This is a genomic window from Actinoplanes sp. NPDC051633 (assembly GCF_040681735.1).
GTDB lineage: Bacteria > Actinomycetota > Actinomycetes > Mycobacteriales > Micromonosporaceae > Actinoplanes.
Genome location: NZ_JBFAZH010000960.1, coordinates 1 through 3010, shown reverse-complemented (window position 1 = coordinate 3010; position 3010 = coordinate 1). Strand labels below are relative to the sequence as shown.

Below are 3010 nucleotides of genomic sequence, written 5' to 3'. Positions count from 1 at the left end.
CATCAGCGGGCCGTAGCCGCGGACCAGCTGGAAGTAGAAGGCGCTGAAGAACATCGCGCCCATGGCCGCGAAGAAGACCAGGCCGATGACGGCGTTGGAGGCGGCGAACTGCCGGTTCGTGAAGAGCCGGACGTCCAGCGAGGGGAAGGCGACCCGCCGCTCCCACAACACGAACGCGGTCAGCACGACCACCGCGGCGACCAGCGTGCCCCAGGACTGCGGGTTGCCGAAGCCGTCCTCGCCGCCCTCGATCACGCCGTAGGTGAGCAGGGTCAGGCCGATCACCGAGAGCAGCACGCCGGCGATGTCGATGCGGCCCGGCGACGGGTTCTTCGACTCCGGCACCAGGACCATCAGCAGGATGACGCCGGCCAGCACGATCGGCACGTTGATCAGGAAGACCGAGCCCCACCAGAAGTGTTCGAGCAGCAGGCCACCGACGACCGGGCCGATGGCGGCGCCGATGCCGACGGCGCCGGCCCAGACGCCGATCGCCCGGCCGCGCTCGCTGGGGTCGAAGACGTTCGCGATGATCGACAGCGTGGCCGGCATGACCGCCGCGGCGCCGAGGCCCATCAGCGCCCGGGCCCAGATGAGCTGGTCGGCGGAGTCGGCGTAGGCGGAGAGCAGTGACGCCAGGCCGAAGACGGACAGGCCGGCGATCAGCAGGAGGCGGCGGCCGAATCGGTCGGCCAGCACGCCGGCGGTGAAGAGCAGGCCGGCGAAGACCAGCGTGTACGAGTTGATCGACCACTCGAGCTGGCTCTGGCTGGCGCCCAGACCGTGCTGCGGGTCGGCGATGGTGCGCAGCGCGACGTTCAGGACGGTGTTGTCCAGCACGACGACCAGCAGGCTGATGACGAGTACGCCGAGGATCGCCCACCGCCGCGGGTGGCCGGTCTGCACGGGTGCATCCATGACAGGTGCCTCTTCCAGAGAGCGAAGCTTTACGATACGGAACCGATCCGTATCACGGATGACCCTACGACCGACCTTCACGATACGGAACGGACTCGTATCGAATGTGTCGGTGATCACGTACCTGAAAATCCCGAGCAACCTTTTCCGGGCGCCGGAACACATAGATGTGTACGGTCGGCTGCCCCGGATCAATTCCGCCCCACGGGATCCGGGGCGGTCGCACCGTCAGCAAGAAAGGGGCCGGATGTCCGCTCGGGCCGATCGGGAGACCGCCTATCAGGCGTTCTTCGAGCAGCACCATGCCGATTTGGCCCGATTGGCGTACCTGATCACCGGCGACGCGAGCGCGGCGGCCGACCTGGCGGCGGACGCGCTGGTGGAGATCTGGCGGCATTGGCGCCGAGTCACCAGCGCGGACAACCCGCATGCGTACGCGCGCGGCGTGCTGGCGAACCTGGCCCGCGGCTGGCTGCGGCGCGAGCGGCGGGAACGTCTCGGCCTCCTGCGCAGCCGGTTCCGCAACGAGGAGTTCCACGACCCGGACGTGCCGGCGGTGCTGGACGTGCGGGCGGCGTTGAGCCGGCTGCCGCTGCGGCGGCGCGAGTGCGTCGTGCTGCGATACGCGTTCGACGTTCCGGAGAAGGAGGTGGCGGCGATCCTGGGGATCTCGGTGGGCGCGGTGAAGAGCCACACCTCGCGCGGCGCCGACCAGCTCGCAGGCATGTTGCGGCGGCCCGACCCGGTCGCGGCCATGGAGTGGCGATGAGCGGCGACGACCGGCTGCGGACCGAGCTGCGGGATCTCGCCGACGGATACCGGCCCGACCGCGCGACGATTACGACGCGGGCCGCCGCGGGTCGAGCGGCCGCGGCGCGGCGCGACCGGATGCGCCCGATCGCGGCCGCCGGGGCGGTGCTCGGCGTGGTGGCGGCGATCGCCGTGGGCGTACACGTCAACGACGAGCCCGACCCACCGGTGGTCGCCGCCGTCGCTCCGACGGCACCAACCAGCACGCCGGCGATGCCGGAGCCGGACGCGACGAAACCCGACCCGACGAAACCGGACGAGGCAACCCCCACCGCTACCAGGCCGACGCCCCAGGGCCCGGCCGGGTCCGGACGGTCCTTCATGACGTGCGTCGGCAGCGTCGACGAGAACTCCGTGCCGACCTGGACGCAGAACACGGTGACCGTGCGCACCTCCGAGCGAACGACCGCCGTTGCGGTGACCATCACCGTCCCCCGGGCGGCCGGCACCCGCGAGGCCGGCAAGTTCAGCACGGTGCCGAACTCGGACCTCGCCATGACGGTCGAGCAGACCGCCGACGCGTTGCTCTACCACTTCAGGCTGGTCGAGGGCGCGCAGCTGCCGCCGGGGCGATGGGTCTTCGCCGCGCAGTTCGAGCACGCGGCCGGTCGGGACCGCGCACGGGACTCCTACGTGGTCGACGCGCGCGCGAGCGGCGAGAAAGGCCTGTGGAACGGCGACTTCAGCGGAACTTAAGGAAGGCCGAAGCAACCTCGCGGAGCACTTCGCACCGACCCGAAATCCTTGAACGCGATTGATCTCCCGCCGCGTACCTCTCGCTGAACAACCGTGAAGCGAAAGGTGGGACGGCATGAACTGGCGACTGCCGGTGACGATCGGCGTGACGGTGCTGGCGGTGGCCGGTGGCGGACTGGGCATCGCGCTCGCCGACGAAAGTGCGGGCGAGAGCATCTCCTGCCCGGAGGTGGCCTCGCGGCTCCCGGCCATTCCGGCGCGGGCTCAGGCCGAAGTGGACCGCAACCTCGCGTTGCTGGAGACCCAGCTCGCCGAGGCCGAGCGCCGGCTGGTCACGACGAAGGGCCAGGGCGGACCGAACTTCGTGCAGAACGCCATTCTCGGGCCGCTGAAGGACAAGCGCGGCGCGACCATCGACCGAATCGCCATCGCGATCGGACGCTCGGCAGAGAAGCCGCAGGGGCTGGAGAGCCTCGCGGCCTGCTCGCTGTCGGACGAGGCTGCTCCGCCGGAGTCGGAAGAGCCCGCAGCTCCGCCGGCGGAGGAGGAAGAGCCCGCGGCGCCGCCCCTTCGTCGGTGGGCGGCG

Annotated in this window: 3 protein-coding genes and 1 pseudogene; 3 read left to right on the top strand and 1 reads right to left on the bottom strand. The window is 70.5% G+C overall.

The window, feature by feature from the left end; translation table 11 throughout:
• The coding region (locus AB0M20_RS35190) for an MFS transporter (protein WP_364304799.1) at nt 1–918 on the bottom strand (918 nt) is incomplete at its 3' end.
• Nucleotides 919–1165: 247 nt separating this feature from the next.
• Between AB0M20_RS35190 and AB0M20_RS35185 the strand changes: the two genes are divergently transcribed.
• The 3 genes and pseudogenes from AB0M20_RS35185 to AB0M20_RS35175 form a co-directional block, all read left to right on the top strand.
• Nucleotides 1166–1687, top strand: coding sequence for a SigE family RNA polymerase sigma factor (locus AB0M20_RS35185; RefSeq protein WP_364304797.1), 522 nt, complete (start codon nt 1166–1168; stop codon nt 1685–1687).
• Nucleotides 1684–2424, top strand: a complete 741-nt coding sequence (locus AB0M20_RS35180) for a hypothetical protein (protein WP_364304795.1) — start codon at nt 1684–1686, stop codon at nt 2422–2424. The genes AB0M20_RS35185 and AB0M20_RS35180 overlap by 4 nt, the downstream gene beginning before the upstream one ends.
• A gap of 115 nt (nt 2425–2539) precedes the next feature.
• Nucleotides 2540–3010: pseudogene (locus tag AB0M20_RS35175) on the top strand (hypothetical protein); the annotation flags it as partial.